The 16091-nt window shown below is 43.5% G+C and carries 21 protein-coding genes and 1 riboswitch; of the genes, 18 read left to right on the top strand and 3 right to left on the bottom strand.

What is annotated here, in order from left to right; genetic code table 11:
• Nucleotides 1–187 precede the first annotated feature (187 nt).
• Nucleotides 188–376: riboswitch (cobalamin riboswitch) on the top strand.
• A 268-nt stretch (nucleotides 377–644) separates the two neighbouring features.
• Together AB5618_RS02875 and AB5618_RS02870 are read left to right on the top strand one after the other, a co-directional pair.
• Nucleotides 645–743: a DUF6783 domain-containing protein gene (locus AB5618_RS02875; RefSeq protein ID WP_368072608.1), complete on the top strand. Its 99-nt coding sequence runs from the start codon at nucleotides 645–647 to the stop codon at nucleotides 741–743.
• A 93-nt stretch (nucleotides 744–836) separates the two neighbouring features.
• On the top strand, nucleotides 837–1145 hold the full coding sequence (locus AB5618_RS02870; protein WP_173717923.1) for a cysteine-rich small domain-containing protein: 309 nt from the start codon (nucleotides 837–839) through the stop codon (nucleotides 1143–1145).
• Between the two features lie 123 nt (nucleotides 1146–1268).
• On the opposite strand, the gene AB5618_RS02865 is transcribed toward AB5618_RS02870, so the two are convergent.
• Nucleotides 1269–1982 carry a phosphatase gene (locus AB5618_RS02865; RefSeq protein ID WP_368366465.1) on the bottom strand — a complete coding sequence of 238 codons (714 nt, stop codon included), beginning with the start codon at nucleotides 1980–1982 and terminating at the stop codon, nucleotides 1269–1271.
• Nucleotides 1983–2260: 278 nt separating this feature from the next.
• Here AB5618_RS02865 and AB5618_RS02860 point away from each other — a divergent pair, with 278 nt between their 5' ends.
• The 16 genes from AB5618_RS02860 (at nucleotide 2261) to AB5618_RS02785 (ending at nucleotide 14969) form a co-directional block, all read left to right on the top strand.
• Nucleotides 2261–2638 (top strand): BMC domain-containing protein, encoded by a 378-nt coding sequence (locus AB5618_RS02860; RefSeq protein ID WP_368366464.1) that lies wholly within the window; start codon nucleotides 2261–2263, stop codon nucleotides 2636–2638.
• 6 nt (nucleotides 2639–2644) lie between these two features.
• On the top strand, nucleotides 2645–3118 hold the full coding sequence (locus AB5618_RS02855; protein WP_148461167.1) for a EutP/PduV family microcompartment system protein: 474 nt from the start codon (nucleotides 2645–2647) through the stop codon (nucleotides 3116–3118).
• 246 nt (nucleotides 3119–3364) lie between these two features.
• Entirely contained in the window at nucleotides 3365–4231 is an 867-nt protein-coding gene (locus AB5618_RS02850) for a class II aldolase/adducin family protein (RefSeq protein ID WP_118577777.1), read from the top strand.
• A 73-nt stretch (nucleotides 4232–4304) separates the two neighbouring features.
• Nucleotides 4305–5693 (top strand): aldehyde dehydrogenase family protein, encoded by a 1389-nt coding sequence (locus AB5618_RS02845; RefSeq protein ID WP_368366463.1) that lies wholly within the window; start codon nucleotides 4305–4307, stop codon nucleotides 5691–5693.
• 17 nt (nucleotides 5694–5710) lie between these two features.
• On the top strand, nucleotides 5711–6949 hold the full coding sequence (locus AB5618_RS02840; RefSeq protein ID WP_368366462.1) for a zinc-binding dehydrogenase: 1239 nt from the start codon (nucleotides 5711–5713) through the stop codon (nucleotides 6947–6949).
• A 23-nt stretch (nucleotides 6950–6972) separates the two neighbouring features.
• On the top strand, nucleotides 6973–7287 hold the full coding sequence (locus tag AB5618_RS02835) for a BMC domain-containing protein (RefSeq protein ID WP_118577774.1): 315 nt from the start codon (nucleotides 6973–6975) through the stop codon (nucleotides 7285–7287).
• Between the two features lie 128 nt (nucleotides 7288–7415).
• A complete protein-coding gene (locus AB5618_RS02830) occupies nucleotides 7416–7691 on the top strand; it encodes a BMC domain-containing protein (protein WP_118577773.1) in 276 nt (91 codons plus the stop codon).
• Nucleotides 7692–7712: 21 nt separating this feature from the next.
• Complete coding sequence (locus AB5618_RS02825) at nucleotides 7713–8015, top strand: BMC domain-containing protein (RefSeq protein WP_118577772.1); 303 nt, start codon at nucleotides 7713–7715, stop codon at nucleotides 8013–8015.
• A gap of 203 nt (nucleotides 8016–8218) precedes the next feature.
• Nucleotides 8219–8497, top strand: a complete 279-nt coding sequence (locus AB5618_RS02820; RefSeq protein ID WP_005427721.1) for a BMC domain-containing protein — start codon at nucleotides 8219–8221, stop codon at nucleotides 8495–8497.
• 128 nt (nucleotides 8498–8625) lie between these two features.
• Nucleotides 8626–9270, top strand: a complete 645-nt coding sequence (gene pduL / locus AB5618_RS02815) for a phosphate propanoyltransferase (protein WP_117850748.1) — start codon at nucleotides 8626–8628, stop codon at nucleotides 9268–9270.
• Between the two features lie 104 nt (nucleotides 9271–9374).
• Nucleotides 9375–9641 (top strand): EutN/CcmL family microcompartment protein, encoded by a 267-nt coding sequence (locus AB5618_RS02810; RefSeq protein WP_117850917.1) that lies wholly within the window; start codon nucleotides 9375–9377, stop codon nucleotides 9639–9641.
• Between the two features lie 4 nt (nucleotides 9642–9645).
• A complete protein-coding gene (locus AB5618_RS02805) occupies nucleotides 9646–10974 on the top strand; it encodes a 4Fe-4S dicluster domain-containing protein (RefSeq protein ID WP_118577771.1) in 1329 nt (442 codons plus the stop codon).
• Nucleotides 10975–10990: 16 nt separating this feature from the next.
• Nucleotides 10991–11539, top strand: a complete 549-nt coding sequence (locus AB5618_RS02800) for a BMC domain-containing protein (RefSeq protein WP_118577770.1) — start codon at nucleotides 10991–10993, stop codon at nucleotides 11537–11539.
• 42 nt (nucleotides 11540–11581) lie between these two features.
• Nucleotides 11582–12355, top strand: coding sequence for a DeoR/GlpR family DNA-binding transcription regulator (locus AB5618_RS02795; RefSeq protein ID WP_173716624.1), 774 nt, complete (start codon nucleotides 11582–11584; stop codon nucleotides 12353–12355).
• 47 nt (nucleotides 12356–12402) lie between these two features.
• Entirely contained in the window at nucleotides 12403–13554 is a 1152-nt protein-coding gene (locus tag AB5618_RS02790) for a 1-propanol dehydrogenase PduQ (RefSeq protein ID WP_148461170.1), read from the top strand.
• Between the two features lie 299 nt (nucleotides 13555–13853).
• Nucleotides 13854–14969, top strand: a complete 1116-nt coding sequence (locus AB5618_RS02785) for a cob(I)yrinic acid a,c-diamide adenosyltransferase (protein ID WP_173773171.1) — start codon at nucleotides 13854–13856, stop codon at nucleotides 14967–14969.
• A 35-nt stretch (nucleotides 14970–15004) separates the two neighbouring features.
• On the opposite strand, the gene AB5618_RS02780 is transcribed toward AB5618_RS02785, so the two are convergent.
• Together AB5618_RS02780 and AB5618_RS02775 are read right to left on the bottom strand one after the other, a co-directional pair.
• On the bottom strand, nucleotides 15005–15265 hold the full coding sequence (locus AB5618_RS02780) for a heavy-metal-associated domain-containing protein (RefSeq protein WP_173773170.1): 261 nt from the start codon (nucleotides 15263–15265) through the stop codon (nucleotides 15005–15007).
• A gap of 111 nt (nucleotides 15266–15376) precedes the next feature.
• Nucleotides 15377–15613: a hypothetical protein gene (locus AB5618_RS02775; protein ID WP_173773169.1), complete on the bottom strand. Its 237-nt coding sequence runs from the start codon at nucleotides 15611–15613 to the stop codon at nucleotides 15377–15379.
• Between the last annotated feature and the right edge of the window lie 478 nt (nucleotides 15614–16091).

Below are 16091 nucleotides of genomic sequence, written 5' to 3'. Positions count from 1 at the left end.
GACAAGCACAAGAAGTAGCGTTTGCTGCGCAAACTTAATTCTCGGGTTTTCTGTGAACTTTGTTCACAAAAAACACCTCGCGGAACGTTGCCAGTAAACAGTAACTCTGGTTGATAAAAAAATAACAAAAATTCTTTCAAAGGGTTGACAAAGACAGTGACCGGTGGTACTATGATGTCAGTATAATTCCATAGTGAACATATTAAGTGCTGACAGCTACAAGCTGGCAGAAAGAGGGAATCAGGTGAGAAACCTGAGCGATCCGGTCACTGTAACAGAGGAGCGAATCTCATAGTCCATTGTGCTTGCGCATGAGAAGGAGAGATGATGTGATGATCCTGGAGCCAGGAAACCTGCTTGGTATGGCGAGGTTAAACTTCCGATGAAAGTGTAACAACCAGTTTTGGGGAATCCGCAGCCCTGAGATGTTGTCCGCTTTTGTGAGTGGACATTTTTTATGGAATGATCGCCTGTTCAGAAGAATTATACAGATTAAATGGCAGGCGATACTACTTCGGATGAAACCGTTCCCTCCGCGTATATATGAACGGATCATATTCTACCCCGGAGTAGCATCGCTCCCTCTTAAATAATGATGATCCAGAAGCCGCATATGCGGTATTTTTTTTACACTTTTCCAGAGCATGCTTGAAGAATCATTCCCGCAATTTCCCGCAAATTGTGACGTACATCTTGCAGAAAAACTTTTTCAAACACTCTCTGGCCGTATTCTATTCCTGTAAGCGGGATTCTTTTTTAGCATTTGATTTTTGGGCATTACGAAATAGAATATAAAGAATATTTTGCTTTGAGTTGTATGAGATAAGGAGAGAAATATGGAGAAAAAATATTGGGAAGACAAAGAATACGCTTATTTCAGTCATAAAAAATGTGAGTATTTTCCCTGTCATAGAGGAGCTGATCCGGAGGACTTTAACTGTCTGTTCTGCTATTGCCCGCTTTATGCCCTTGGAGACAAATGCGGCGGAAATTTCAAATATAATGAGAAGGGATTTAAAGATTGTACGAATTGTCAGCTCCCTCATAAGAAGAAAAACTACGGTTATGTGACAGGAAAATATCAGGAACTTGCTGCGATGATGCAGAAAGTAAGAGAAGCAGATCATAAAAATGAAAATGAGTAATCAAAGAAATAAGTATAAAAAACTCTCCGGAATATATACGAAGTTAAGCTTACGTATTTATATTTCTCGGAGAGTTTTTGCGTAATGCAAAATTCCATTGGAATTCTGCAAGCTGGGTCCTTTTTATCGTATGCTTAACAGCATCTTTAATTTCGGAATCTGGTTGTTGAGAATCAGACCCTCTGGAAACATAGCATTATGAACGAAATCAGCGGCATAAGTGAAGTCTCCAATATGCTCTGTTCCATGACTGTCACTGGAAAGCACGATTGGAACCAGATACTTCCGGCAACAGGACAGAATCTGCGCGCAGTTGGCCTGTGTATCGCCCCGATATCCGTAAGGCGCCAGGGAAGCTTCGTTGATCTCAAGGAGAACACCGTTTTCACCGGCAGCCTTTACAACTGCGTCGTAATCTATGTCATACTGGGGATTATCAATGTGTCCCAGGATCTTTATAACCGGATTCTTCATTACGTTCAGAAAAGCAGCAGTATTTTCTTCCCTGGTCTTTGGCCGGAAATTCTGATAATGCATGCTGGCGATTGCGTAGTCCAGCTTATCAAGAAGCTCCTGTGGCAGATCTGTTTTTCCATCGGTATCCAGAATGTTCAGTTCAATTCCATATAATAATTCCACATCGAAACGCTTCCTGGGCGAATAGATCAGGCTTCGGAAATAAGAAGAAGTTCCGGCAGCTAGAGTGGCTGGTCCGTGGTCTGTGATTCCAAGAAGCTTCAGCCCTTTTTGAGAAGCAGCCTTTGCCATGTCGCTGATGGTGCAGGTTGTGCCGTGTCCGCTGGCAATGGAATGTGTGTGTATATCAGAAAGATACATAAAATCATCTCCTAGTCAAGATTACGTGAATATATGCAGCTGGTAATTTCACTATAAAAGTGTTTTGAAAAGCCATTTACAGTTAACTTTAGTATGCCAGAGGGCAAAAAACATGTCAATCATAAATAAGAAAAAACAGAGAAAACAAATAAAAACAACATTGCACTACAAGAAAAACCACATATAACATGCCAGGAAATGTTGCTTTTTGTTGACACTTGGAAAGCAGAAAGGTATAATCAAATCAGAAAATAAAACTCTTTATTCAGGAGGAGAAAATGGGATACACAGATAATATGTCTCCGGAAATGAAACAGAGAATCGTACAGGAGCTTGTACCAGGCAAGCAGATTTCCCTGGCACATATCATTGCCAATCCGGATAAGATTCTTTACACCAAGCTGGGTCTTGATCCGTCGCTGGACTACTCAAGAGCGGCCATTGGGATCATGACTGTAAGTCCGGCAGAAACTGCTATCATTATGGCAGATATTGCGATGAAATCATCTGGCATTGAACTGGGGTTTGTTGACCGTTTCAGCGGAAGCCTGATCATCACAGGTACTGTGTCGGAAGTAGAAGCTTCTACCAGCGCAATTATGGACTATGTGGGAAATAAACTGGGCTTTACTTTATGCCCCATTACAAGGACTTGACAGAATATGAAGAAACTTGTTCTGATCGGTCGCAGCGAGGCTGGAAAAACTACTTTGACCCAGGCCCTGCGTGGTGAAAAAATACATTATCATAAAACACAATATGTAAATAATTTTGATGTGATCGTAGATACGCCAGGAGAGTATGCCCAGACGAAAGGTCTGGGACACGCCCTGGCGTTGTATACATATGAATCAGATGTGGTAGGTCTGCTGGTATCTGCCACGGAACCTTATTGTCTTTTTCCACCTTGCATTACCTGTATGGCCAACCGTGAAGTAATTGGAATTGTTACCAAAATCCACAATCCGGATGCAAATGTAAAACTTGCCACGTCCTGGCTGGAGCTTGCCGGCTGTAAAAAAATCTTTTATGTAGACTCCAGGCAGCAGGAGGGCATTCCGGAGATTTTGGAATATCTCAGGGAAGATGGCGATGTAATGCCGTGGGAAAAAGATGCCTCTGATCCGGTGAATTAGAAAATACCTGCCAAATGGGGAAAAACAGTAAAACCACGAAAAACAACATAGCAACCCAGAAAAAAATCCACATAAAACAACATAAAACAACGGAAAAACCTTGACTTATAATGTGGAATGGTGTAAACTTACAACATAACCTAAAAAGTAACAGGCTAGCTATGCCTAGCCATGATAAGTTACCCGGTGCGGTACTATAACATACATAATCCACCGCACCTGAATGTGCTTAAGGAGGAAAAAAGCATGGTAAACGAATACGAAATCAAAAAACAGATTTGCGACATCGGAAGAAGAATCTATAACCGCAACATGGTTGCAGCAAATGATGGAAACATCTCTGTAAAACTGAATGACAATGAGTTCCTTTGCACACCTACTGGTGTATCCAAAGGCTTTATGACTCCAGAGTTCATCTGTAAAGTAGATGCAAAAGGAAATGTTCTTCAGGCTAACCCGGGATTCAAACCATCATCTGAGATCAAGATGCATATGAGAGTATATGAGAAGAGACCTGATGTAGGATCTGTTGTACATGCGCATCCAATTTATGCAACATCTTTTGCTATTGCTGGTATTCCGCTTACCCAGCCAATCATGCCAGAGGCAGTTATCGCTCTTGGATGTGTTCCGATTGCTGAGTATGGTACACCTTCTACAATGGAGATCCCGGATAACCTTGAGAAATATCTTCCATACTTCGATGCAGTTCTTCTTGAGAACCACGGAGCTCTTACCTGGAGCACAGACCTGAACGCTGCATACATGAAGATGGAGTCCGTAGAATTCTATGCACAGCTTCTGTATCAGAGCAAACTTCTTGGAGGTCCGAAGGAATTTGATAAAGAGAACATTAAGAAACTTTATGAGATCCGTCGTAAATTCGGTATGCCTGGAAAACATCCGGCAAGCCTTTGCCAGAACAAAGATGGCATGAACTGCCATAACTGCGGTGGAGCATGTCACAATGAAGACTACAAACAGTTCCCAGGATATCAGTATGATTTCGTTGGCGGTAACTGCGATGCTCCGGCAGCAGATACAGCTAATGCAGATGCAGAGTTAGTAGCTAAGATTACCAAACAGGTTATGGCTCAGTTAGGACTGAAATAATCAGAAAATATAAAGGCTGGCAGCTGTGGGAAAATCAGGCAGCTGTGGGCAATTGTTAAGGAGGAACAATCTCATGCCAATCAGCGAGAGCATGGTACAGGATATTGTACAGGAAGTTATGGCGAAAATGCAGATTGCAGATGCTCCGGCCGGTAAACATGGAATTTTCACAGATATGAACGAGGCCATTGAGGCTGCGAAAGCTTCCCAGAAGATCGTTCGGAAAATGTCCTTGGACCAGAGAGAAAAAATTATTACCTGCATTCGAAGAAAAACAAAAGAAAATGCAGAAATCCTTGCACGTATGGGCGTTGATGAGACCGGAATGGGAAATGTAGGAGATAAGATCCTGAAACATCATCTGGTAGCAGACAAGACCCCTGGTACAGAAGATCTCAGCACTACAGCATGGTCAGGTGACAGAGGACTTACTCTGATCGAGATGGGACCGTTTGGCGTAATCGGAGCAATCACTCCGTGTACGAACCCAAGTGAGACCATTCTGTGCAATACAATTGGTATGCTGGCAGGTGGAAATACAGTTGTATTTAATCCACATCCGGCAGCAATCAAAACCTCTATTTATGCGATCAATCTTTTAAATGAGGCATCCCTGGAAGCAGGTGGCCCGGACAATATCGCAGTAACAGTAGAGAAACCTACATTAGAGACAAGCAATATTATGATGAAACATAAAGATATCCCGCTTATTGCAGCAACAGGCGGTCCTGGCGTTGTAACAGCAGTCCTTTCCTCTGGAAAACGTGGAATCGGCGCTGGCGCGGGAAATCCTCCGGCAGTTGTAGATGAGACAGCAGATGTAAGAAAAGCTGCTCAGGATATCGTAAACGGATGTACATTCGATAACAACCTTCCGTGTATCGCAGAGAAGGAAATCGTAGCAGTTGCTTCTATTACAGATGAGCTTATGCATTATCTGGTAAGCGAGAATGACTGTTACCTTGCTTCCAAAGAAGAGCAGGATAAACTTACAGCAGTTGTTCTTGCAGGCGGCAAGCTGAACCGTAAATGCGTTGGACGTGACGCAAGAACATTACTTTCCATGATCGGAGTAAGTGCTCCTGCAAATATCCGCTGCATCGTATTTGAAGGACCGAAGGAACATCCACTTATCGCTACAGAGCTTATGATGCCGATCCTTGGCGTTGTAAGGGCAAAAGATTTTGATGATGCAGTAGAGCAGGCTGTATGGCTTGAGCATGGTAACCGCCACTCTGCACACATTCATTCCAAGAACATTGACAATATCACCAAATATGCGAAAGCAATCGACACCGCAATCCTTGTTAAGAATGCACCTTCCTATGCAGCACTTGGATTCGGCGGAGAAGGTTACTGTACATTCACAATCGCAAGCCGTACTGGTGAAGGACTTACAAGTGCAAGTACATTCACCAAGAAAAGACGCTGCGTAATGGCAGACAGCCTTTGCATTCGCTGACAGGAGGAAACATAAAAATGGACATGAATAATGTAAATATCGAAGAAATCGTAAAACAGGTTCTTGCTGGAATGGCTGGAACAGCACCGGCAGCTTCTGCATCAGCAGCACCGGCAGCACCAGCTGCAGCACCGGCAGGCGCAATCCCGAAAACTGCACACGTTGCAGTACTTACTGAAAAAGAGCATTTTGATATTAAAGAGTACCCGATTCCGGCACTTGGTGATGACGACATCCTTGTTAAAGTAGAAGGCTGCGGCGTTTGCGGTACTGATGCTCACGAATTTAAGAGAGACCCATTCAACCTGATCCCGGTTGCACTTGGACATGAGGGAACTGGTGAGATCGTTGCCATGGGTAAAAATGTTAAGACTGATACAGCTGGAAAACCGGTTAAGATCGGTGACAAAGTTGTTACCTGTATGATCTTCAAGGATGATCCGGAGATCACAATGTTCGACCTGAACAAGAAAAACGTTGGCGGAGCTGACGTATACGGACTTCTTCCAGATGATGACATTCATCTTAACGGATGGTTCTCTGATTACATCTTTATCAGAGGCGGAGAGTTTGGAAGTACATTCTTCAACGTAAGTGATCTTGATCTGGATTCCCGTATCCTGATTGAGCCATGTGCAGTTCTTGTACATGCAGTTGAGAGAGCAAAAACAACCGGTATCCTTCGTTTCAACAGCAGAGTTGTTGTACAGGGATGCGGACCAATCGGTCTGATCTGTATTGCAGTTCTTCGTACCATGGGTATCGAGAACATCTGTGCTGTAGATGGAAATCAGCAGCGTCTTGATTTCGCTAAGAAAATGGGCGCTACCATGAGCGTTAACTTCATGGAGCACAAAGGAATCGAAGCACTTTCTGAAGCTGTTAAAGATCAGTTTGGCGGACATCTTGCAGACTTTGCATTCCAGTGTACAGGATCACCTGTTGCTCATGCAAACATCTACAAATTTATTCGTAACGGCGGTGGTCTTTGCGAGCTTGGTTTCTTCATCAATGGTGGAGATGCTACAATCAACCCGCATTTTGACATCTGCTCCAAAGAGATTACAATCGTAGGCTCCTGGGTATACACCTTAAGAGATTACGTTACAACATTTGATTTCCTTAAGAGAGCAAACGCAATCGGACTTCCAATGTCTGAGCTGATCACAGACAAGTATCCGCTTGAGGAGATCAATGAAGCATTAAAGAAGAACCTTGCAATGACCGGTCTTAAGATCGCAGTTGTAAATAAATAATTGCCGGATAAAGGAGAATCAAGATGGCAGAAGCTGTAGGAATCTTGGAGGTGTTCGGACTGGCAACAGCGTTTGTGGCGGCCGACGCCGGCTGCAAGGCAGCAAATGTCCATCTGGAGGTTTTTGATAAAAATAAACCTGCAAATGCGGACAGTCTGCCGGTACCGCTCCTTGTCTGCATCAAGTTCCGCGGAAGCGTTTCTGATGTAACAGAGGCTGTAGAAGCTGGAATCAGAGTAGCAGAGAGTATGACCGGTGTGGTACAGCACTACGTAATACCAAATCCGGAACCCGGTACACAAAAAATGCTGAAAATCAGCGCACTGGATAAGGATTAATGATTGCTAACCAGTGAATTTAAGTCTATAATAAAAACGAACAAAGTCATGCGGAGCATGGCAGGTACCTCACAGCAAGTACGCTGGAGCGTACTTGAAAAGTCGAGATATATCAGGAGGAATTCATCATGGCACAGGAAGCTTTAGGAATGGTAGAAACCAGAGGACTTACAGCTGCAATCGAGGCAGCAGATGCAATGACAAAAGCAGCAGAGGTTACACTGGTTGGTACAGAGAAAATCGGATCCGGTCTTGTAACTGTTATGGTTCGCGGTGATGTCGGAGCTGTTAAGGCAGCGGTTGAGAGTGGAAGCGCAGCAGCATCCAGACTTGGAGAGCTTGTAGCTACACACGTAATCCCAAGACCTCATACAGATGTGGAGAAAATCCTTCCAAGCATCTAATGAACTATAAGGAGTTCGCTCATGAGTAAATCATATGGTTTTATTGAAATCACAGGTGTTGTAGCGGCCATGGATGCCCTGGACATTATGTGTAAAACGGCAGACGTTGAGCTGGCGTCATGGGAGCGTAAGCTGGGCGGACGACTGGTGACCATTATTGTACAAGGCGATGTGGCAGCTGTTACAGAAGCCGTGGAAGCGGCAGCAACAAATGCCATCAAGAAACCGGCAAGCTATGCAGTAATTGCCAATCCCCATGAGGAAATCGTCAAAATGGTGGAGCTTAGCGCAAGTCGATGGAGAAAGAAAAAGGGGGATGAATAATGGCTGACGAAGAAAAGAAAGAGACAGCGAAAAAAGCAGCCCCTAAAAAGGCAGCCGCTCCGAGAAGAACGGCCAGAACAACCAGAGCAAAAGCAGCAGAAGTAAAGGCTGAAGAGCCGAAGACCACTGCAGCTGACAAAGAGATTACAGAAACCAAACATACAGAAGCTGAGAAACCAGCAATTCATAAGGAGGAAAAAATCATGACACAGGAAGCATTAGGAATGGTAGAAACCAGAGGACTTACAGCAGCTATCGAGGCAGCTGACCAGATGTGCAAAGCAGCTAACGTTGCATTAGTTGGAACAGAGAAGATCGGATCCGGTCTTGTAACAGTTATGGTTCGTGGAGATGTTGGAGCAGTTAAATCTGCAGTAGAGAGCGGAAGCGCAGCAGCATCCAGACTTGGAGAGCTTGTAGCTACACACGTAATTCCGAGACCTCATACAGATGTTGAGAAAATCCTTCCAGTTCTGAAATAATATAAAAGTGCCAGACAGCAGCCATGAATGAGCTGTGCTTGCATGAGCGAATTCATGGATGCTTCTTACTTTTATAATGTCTGCTATGGCAGACATTACCGAATTCCAGGAAGAAAGCAGGTGTACTTTTGGAAACCAATAATGTTGAGCTGATTACCAGAATGGTACTGGATGCTCTCAATAAAAAAGAAGAAAAAGGCAATGGCTTCATGGTGCCCATCGGAGTTTCCGCAAGACATATCCACCTGACACAGGAACATGTTGAAGCTTTATTTGGACCAGGATATCAGCTCACCAAGAAAAAAGAGCTGATGGGCGGACAGTTTGCCTCCAATGAGACAGTAACTATCGTTGGACTGAAGCTCCGTGCAATTGAGAATGTACGTATTCTCGGACCGGTCCGCAAGGCTTCCCAGGTTGAAGTATCAGCTACAGACGCAATCAAGCTTGGTATGAAAGTACCGGTGCGTGAGTCTGGAGATGTTAAGGGAAGTGCTCCTATTGCAATTGTCGGACCGAAAGGTGCGATTTATCTGAAAGAGGGATGTATCGTAGCAATGCGTCACATTCACATGTCCCCGAAGGATGCCCAGGCAGCCGGTGTGAAGGATGGAGATATCGTATCTGTTAAGGCTGACAATGAGAGAGGAACCATTTTTAATCAGGTGAAGATCCGTGTAGATGACAGCTTTACACTGGAGATGCACATTGATACAGATGAAGCAAATGCAGCAAAAATTGCCACAGGCAATACAGTTACAATTATAAAGTAATGTTCTGGGAATCATTTCCTCATTACTAAAATAAAGTGTTCAGCCATGCTGGTTCTGAAAATGACAGGTGCATGGCTGAACTGATATAAAATTTGGAGGTTCACATGATAGTTGGCAAGGTAGTAGGAAGCGTTGTTTCCACAAGAAAAAACGAAAAGCTGATCGGCAATAAGTTTATGATCGTGGAACCGGTTCATCACATGAAAGGTGACCTCAGTCAGATTGTTGCAATCGATATTATCGGTGCAGGAATCGGAGAATATGTATTGGTGGCACAAGGAAGCGCGGCAAGAATTGGCTGCGGCGTAGAAACAGCACCGGTAGATGCCGCCATTGTAGGTATCGTTGATGACGGTGCAGGATTGGAGTAACGCCATGGATATCAAAGAATTACAGAATATTATACAGGAGAATGGTGTAGTTGGTGCCGGCGGTGCAGGATTCCCTACATACATGAAGCTGACAGACAAAGCAAATACCATTCTTATGAACTGTGCAGAGTGCGAACCTTTACTGAAATTACACAGACAGTTATTAGAGAAGCACGCTTACGAAATTATGAAAACCTTCCATATGGTTCAGGAAACGGTTGGAGCTTCTGAAGCCATTATTGGAATCAAAAAATCTTACGTTCAGACAGTAAATGCTCTGAAACAGCATATTGAAGAGTTCCCTGGAATGCGCATTCACCTTCTGGATGAAGTGTATCCGATGGGAGATGAGGTTGTACTGATCTACGAAGCAACTGGTAGAGTTGTAAGACCTGGCGGACTTCCTATTGAGCAGGGAGTTGCTGTGTTTAACGTAGAGACATTGTATAATATATACCAGGCAGTAGAGAAAAAAGAGCCTGTAACAGCCAAATATGTGTCTGTTGTAGCTGAGGTAAATCATCCGGTAACTGTAAAAGTACCTCTTGGATGTACTATGGATGATGTTGTTGCCCAGGCAGGCGGAACTACTGTAAAAGATCCGGTTTACTTTATTGGTGGACCGATGATGGGAAGAATCGGAAAAGGTTCTGACCCTGTGACGAAGACAACAAATGCGATTCTGGTTCTGCCAAAAGACCATTTAATCGTACAGAAGAAGATGCGGACTTCTGCTATAGATTTAAAACGTGCAGCATCTATTTGCTGCCAGTGTAATACTTGTACAGATCTTTGCCCACGTAACAATCTGGGACATCCGATTGATCCTGCCCGCTTCATGCGTGCAGCTTCCAATCAGGATTTCAGAGATGTTAATCCATACATCAATGCAAGCTTCTGCAGCTCCTGTGGAGTTTGTGAGATGTATGCATGTCCTCAGAGCCTTGCTCCAAGAACACTTCTTGCAGACATGAAGGGCGGACTTCGTAAGGCAGGTATTCGTCCTCCTCAGGGAGTACAGCCAGTACCAGTTAAGGAATCCCGAGAATACCGCAAGGTTCCGGAAGAACGCCTGATGGCACGTCTTGGTCTTACAAAATATGACAAAGACGCACCGATGGACGAGACATTGGTTGATATTCCAAAGGTTAAAATTCTTCTTAGCCAGCATATTGGAGCACCTGCTCAGGCAATTGTAAAAGTTGGAGATCAGGTGACAAGAGGTCAGATGATCGCTTCTCCTGCCCAGGGCTTAAGTGTTGGTATCCATGCAACCATCTCCGGTAAAGTTACCGAGGTGACAGACCGCTGGATCGTAGTTGCAAAGAATTAGAAAGGACGTGCAGAAAATGAGTAAAGCAATCGGAATGATTGAATTCAAAACTACAGCTACCGGCGTTACTGCAGCAGATGCAATGGTTAAGACATCTGATGTAGAAATCGTTGAGGCGCAGACCGTGTGTCCGGGTAAATATATTGCAATTATTACCGGTGATCTCAGTGCGGTAAAAGCTGCCGTAGATACAGCTGTAACAACATATGAGGACAAGTGCATTGACAGTTTTGTACTGGGTAATCCACACGAGTCTCTTTTCCCAGCTATTTATGGAACTACTCAGGTTGAGGAGATCAGTGCGCTGGGAATTCTTGAAACATATGATGCAGCTTCCATTATTGAGGCTGCAGATCAGGCTGCAAAGACTGCAATTGTAGATCTTATTGAGCTTCGTATTGCAAAAGGCATGTGCGGAAAATCTTACATGATGATCACTGGTGAGGTTTCTGCTGTATCCGCATCAATCGACAGAGCGAAAGAGCTTGTTGCTGAAAAAGGCATGTATCTGGATTCCTCTGTTATTGCACATCCGGATAAGAGAATGATCGACAGCCTTCTGTAATTCTGGTCTGACCAATAAAATGAACGCGGAGGGGACCTGAACATGCTTGCGTTAGAGAGACGGAATCTGATCCTTGAGAAATTACAGAATGAGAAGCGCGTAGTAGTAAGTGAACTGAGCCAGTTATACGGTGTTTCTGAGGAAACCATCCGACGGGATCTGGACAAGCTGGAGAAGGAAGGGCTTGCCATTAAAAGTTATGGCGGAGCTGTGATCAATGAAGATGTGAGCATTGATCTCCCTTTTAATGTGCGCAAGAATCAGAATGTAGTTGGGAAACAGAAGATGGCGGAAATTGTAGCCTCTCTTGTGCATGACGGGGAACATCTGCTTCTGGACGCCAGCACTACTGCAGTGTTTGTGGCAAAGGCATTAAAAGAGAAGGAGCGTCTGACTGTGATCACCAATTCCATGGAGATCCTTCTGGAACTGGCAGATGTGTCAGGATGGAATATTATTTCCACAGGTGGGATGATGAAGGAAGGCTATCTGGCTTTTCTTGGATCCCGGACAGAAGAAGTCATTCGCTCTTATTTTGTAGATACCGTTATTTTTTCCTGTAAGGCTCTTGATGAGAACTGGGGAGTAATGGAATCACAGGAAGCTTTTGGAACAGCAAAGAGAGCAATGCTGGATTCAGGACGTAAGAAAATCCTGGTTGTGGACAATACGAAATTTGACCAGACCGCATTTTCCGTTGCCGGAAGATTGCGGGATGTTGATATCGTCGTGACAGATGTGAAGCCTTCTGAAAAATGGCTGAAGCTTTTTGAAGAAGAGGGCGTGGAGTGCAGATATCCGGAATCTGTCCGATAGAAGCTTTCTGCTTACAAAAGAAAGCTGCAATAAAGGAGCATTGAATTATGAAAACTTTTGAAATGAAAACAGTCATCCATTTTGGTGACAATGCCCTGGATAGACTGGCAGAACTGCCATACAAAAAAGTTCTGGTGATCACAGATCCATTCATCGCAAAAGGGAAAATGATCGAGCTGATCACAGACCCATTGAGACGCGGTGGCAAGGAGTTTGAAGTATTCAGTGATGTTGTGCCGGATGCACCGGTAGGAAAAATCGCAGAAGGTGTAAAGAAGTTCCTGGAGTATCAGCCGGAGGTTGTAGTAGCTGTCGGAGGCGGCTCTGCAATTGACTCATCCAAGGCAATCCGTGAGTTTGCCCTGAAGATCAACAATTACGGCAAAGTAGGTCTTATTGCAATTCCTACTACCAGTGGTACCGGATCTGAGGTTACCTCTTTTGCAGTTGTAAATGATACAGATAATCATGTGAAGTATCCGCTGATCTCAGACAGCCTTACAGCTGATGAGGCAATCCTGGATGCAGAATTGGTAAAGAGCGTTCCGCCCTCTATCACAGCAGATACAGGTATGGACGTACTGACTCATGCAATTGAGTCTTATGTAAGTATCAATCACAATGAATTTTCGTCTGCTCTTGCAGAAAAGTCAATTGAAATCTGCGGAGTCTTTCTGTTAAGAGCATACCTTGACGGTGGCGATATGCATGCCCGTCAGAAAATGCATGTAGCTTCCTGTCTTGCCGGACTTTCTTTTAATGCTGCAGGACTTGGAATCACACATAGTATGGCACATCAGCTGGGAGCTATTTTCCATATTCCTCATGGACGTGCCAATGCAATGCTGCTTCCGCATATTGTAGAATTTAATGCAAATATCAACAAACACAGCAGAAGTCAGCAGGAATATCTTCCGGCAGTAAAGCGATATGCCAATATTTCACATATTCTTGGACTGAGTAACTACAACAAAGTAATGTCTGTAAGATCTCTTGTAAACTGGATTCAGTTTATGCAGAAGGAAATGAATATTCCGCTTACGATTAAAGAAATGGGAACTATTTCTGAGGATGAGTATTTTGCAGCAATTGATAAAATGGCAAACCTGGCGCTTGCTGATGCCTGCACAACTGCCAATCCAAGAGTACCAACGAAAGAGGATATTGTGAAGATCTACAAGAAATTGTGGTCATTTTAATGAATTTAAGAGTTGCTGTTCACTTTGTGCCCGGTAACACATAAGAGACTTTGGACAGATACGGCGGAATTGTATGTATTTGTCCAGAGTCTGTTTATAACTAATGTAGTGAACGTAAGATAATGTGGATTATTTCCTGCTTTTGCACGAACCTTGTCTTATATTCAGTGTATTGGTGCATAATAAAATGTAATTGCTTAAGGATTTCGTGGCAGATTAATTTAAGCTACACAGAAATCTTTGAATAGTAGTAATAAAATCCATTTTCCCGGATGGGTAAAATGTCAGGAGAAAGTCGTATGAGTATTTATACAAAGAATGGTGACAAGGGAACTACCAATCTTGTCCATACGAAAAACGTTTCCAAAGCGGATGACCGAATTCAGCTGGAGGGAACCATAGATGAACTTTCCTGCCATATTGGAGTGTTGAAAACCATGATCAGAGATGGAGATACCATCCGTTTTCTGGAAAAGATCCAGGAAAATCTGACCAGAATTGATGCAGGAGTGGCAGATCCATATAATAGAGAGTATAAGATCAATGATGACAAGACAGAGCTTTTAGAGGAAGAGATTGACCGTTTGACGGGGCTTTTTCATATGCCGAAGGAGTCCTCTTTACCTGGGGCCTGTCGCTTGTCTGCTGAGATTGGTGTGACTTGGGCTGTGGCCAGAAGAGCGGAGCGTGATCTTGCGGCTGTAAGTGTAAAGTTTGGTTCTGATACAGGAAGCAAGAAATATATGAACCGTCTGGCAGACTATCTGTATGTGCTTGCACGCTATGAAGAAGCGGAGGCAGCAGGTCAGAAGACGGGTACGTCAGAGTCTGTAGAAACTGACACATCTTCTGAAAATACGGAACTACATGCAAGTGGAACTGAGAAAGTGGCAGGAGGAAGCGTGAGCGTGGATACGAAAGTTGAAAATTCTCTCATATCTGGTACCTCTGATTCTGTAGACGAAGCTGTAATTCAGGCAGTACTGCGCCGCATGGGTATGCAGAATAAGATTACACTGGATGGAGCGAAGAAGCTGATCGGAAAAATCGAACAGGAAGCCCTTCGCCGCGGGAAGAAAGCGGTGATTGCAGTTTGTGGTCCGGAAGGAAATCCAATTGCCGTTCATGTAATGGACGGAGCATTTCTGGTAAGCTTTGATGTCGCTTTGAAAAAAGCTTATACTTCTGTTGCGGTGAAGATGTCCACAATGGAATTATCCAAACTGGCTCAGCCAGGTGGAACCTTTTACGGCGTAGATAAGATGGATGGTGGAAAAATCGTGATTTTCGGAGGCGGTGTGCCGCTGAAATCCGGAGATACGATTATCGGAGGTCTTGGCATAAGTGGAGGCACAGGAGAGGAAGATCATAGCCTGGCAGAATATGCATTGTCCGTATTACCGGAGATATTGTAGTTGGAATATTGTACAAGGATTATGACAAGGAAAGGCTATTTTTTCAGGAAAGAGAAAAAGCCTTTCTTTTTTTCATATGGAGCTTTTGAGACAGAGAGCAGTTTATAACCTGTTTTATCAATGGTCTCTTTCAGCTTTGCTTCATTAAGATCATTTTCTGTAAGGATAACCGTCTCTCCTTTTGTATGGGACGAGGTGACTTTTTTTACAGAAAAGTTATTACGAATACTTTCGTTAATGTGGGATTCACACATTCCACACATCATTCCGTCTATTTTTAATGTAATCTGCTGCATAATTTAATCTCCCTTTCTTAATAGATTTGCCATAAATGTCCTGATGGTATGCTTTCAGAAGAAGTGGTACTGGAGCCTGTTTGAAAAAATCATTCCCGCAATCTGCAGACTTTAAGCTGTGTAATCAAATTTCACAAAGGATAGCTCGCAGTTTGCAATACGGCTGCAGATATTTACTGCTGAATACATTACCACGGAAAATTCTCCGTCAATGGTATCCACATAAAGATAACGTCCGTCAGCGGAGATTCTGGCGTGTTTCACATCGCCTCGCTCTGTCAGTTCTTTTATGATTTTATTTGCCTGGTCTTCCGTAATAGTTTTTGATAAATGATAACATCTTCCCATGATTCAACAGCTTCCTTTCATCGTACTTGTGTTAGTTGTTTCTAATTAAAAATATTATAGCACGTTTCAGACAAAAGAAAACTCTAGCTACAGATAAAATTTATCATTTAAGTGTCGAATTATGGGAGAATTTTACGACCGAATTTCGTTGTAATGGCGGTCGGCTTTTGTTAGAATAAAAGAAACGAAAGAGAAAAACAATTTCTGATTTTCTGCGGCGTTCTGCAGCAGTATGTGCGGACAGTTTTCTGCCATGGGCTAATCTGCCTGATCAGCAGCAATTCCATCATCCGGTTACTTGAAAACCTGCTACATAAGGGTCCTGGAATAAGAGACCATTCTGGAAAAATGGCATATATAGCGAAAACAAGAATAAGCTATGGCTTTTTTCGAGTCTTAACAGCAAAAGAAAACGCATAAAATGCGTCAACGTAGCCTGTAAAAAATACAGGAATGATTCTCTGTCGTTTTTCTTACG

It is taken from the genome of Ruminococcus sp. J1101004sp1_RTP21198st1_B9_RTP21198_201120, assembly GCF_040924245.1.
GTDB lineage: Bacteria > Bacillota > Clostridia > Lachnospirales > Lachnospiraceae > Blautia_A > Blautia_A faecis.
This window is presented reverse-complemented; position numbering and strand designations above follow the sequence as displayed.